The following is a 1,405-nucleotide window of genomic DNA, read 5'->3' as shown; positions in this document are numbered from 1 at the left end:
GACACTTGTGGGTGAGATGTGATGCCGAGCCGATTGTGGCGAAGTGGATGATCCTATGCTGCCGAGAAAAGCCTCTAGTGAGTGTTGTGGCGGCCCGTACCCTAAACCGACTCAGGTGGTCAGGTAGAGAATACCAAGGCGATCGGGTGAACTGTGGTTAAGGAACTCGGCAAATTGCCCCCGTAACTTCGGGAGAAGGGGGACCTCTGCTGGTGAACGCCCTTGCGGTGGGAGCTGGTGGGGGTCGCAGTGGCCAGGGGGAAGCGACTGTTTACTAAAAACACAGGTCCGTGCGAAGTCGTAAGACGATGTATACGGACTGACGCCTGCCCGGTGCCGGAACGTTAAGGGGACCGCTTAGCGCGAGTGATCGTGCGAAGGTGAGAACTTAAGCGCCGGTAAACGGCGGTGGTAACTATAACCATCCTAAGGTAGCGAAATTCCTTGTCGGGTAAGTTCCGACCTGCACGAATGGCGTAACGACTTCCCCGCTGTCTCAACCGCAGACCCGGCGAAATTGCACTACGAGTAAAGATGCTCGTTTCGCGCAGCAGGACGGAAAGACCCCGGGACCTTCACTACAGCTTGACATTGGTGTTTGGAGCGTCTTGTGTAGGATAGGTGGGAGACTGGGAAGCTCGGACGCTAGTTCGGGTGGAGTCATTGGTGAAATACCACTCTGGTCGTTTTGAATGTCTAACTCTGGTCCGTGATCCGGATCGGGGACAGTGTCTGGTGGGTAGTTTAACTGGGGCGGTTGCCTCCTAAAGGGTAACGGAGGCGCCCAAAGGTTCCCTCAGCCTGGTTGGCAATCAGGTGTTGAGTGTAAGTGCACAAGGGAGCTTGACTGTGAGACTGACGGGTCGAGCAGGAGCGAAAGCTGGGACTAGTGATCCGGCATCGGCGTGTGGAAGCGGTGTCGCTCAACGGCTAAAAGGTACCCCGGGGATAACAGGCTGATCTTCCCCAAGAGTCCATATCGACGGGATGGTTTGGCACCTCGATGTCGGCTCGTCGCATCCTGGGGCTGGAGTAGGTCCCAAGGGTTGGGCTGTTCGCCCATTAAAGCGGTACGCGAGCTGGGTTTAGAACGTCGCGAGACAGTTCGGTCCCTATCCGCTGCGCGCGCAGGAGACTTGAAAGGGGCTGTCCCTAGTACGAGAGGACCGGGACGGACGAACCTCTGGTGTGCCAGTTGTATCGCCAGGTGCATGGCTGGTTGGCTACGTTCGGGAGGGATAACCGCTGAAAGCATCTAAGCGGGAAGCTTGCCTTGAGATGAGGTCTCCCACCCTGTGAAGGGGTAAGGCTCCCGGTAGACGACCGGGTTGATAGGCCGGAGGTGGAAGCGCGGTAACGTGTGGAGCTGACCGGTACTAATAGGCCGAGGACTTGACCACAAAGC

1 rRNA gene (cut by a window edge) is annotated in these 1,405 nt (G+C 57.3%); it reads left to right on the top strand.

The features are described 5' to 3' along the window. Window positions 1-1,400: ribosomal RNA gene (locus AB0K05_RS44350) — 23S ribosomal RNA — on the top strand (it extends 1,365 nt beyond the left edge of the window). Window positions 1,401-1,405: the final 5 nt, after the last annotated feature.

The sequence above is a fragment of the Nonomuraea sp. NPDC049486 genome (assembly GCF_040676925.1).
Lineage (GTDB): Bacteria > Actinomycetota > Actinomycetes > Streptosporangiales > Streptosporangiaceae > Nonomuraea > Nonomuraea ferruginea.
Note: the sequence above shows the minus strand (reverse complement) of the source record. Positions and strands in the feature narration are given on the sequence as shown.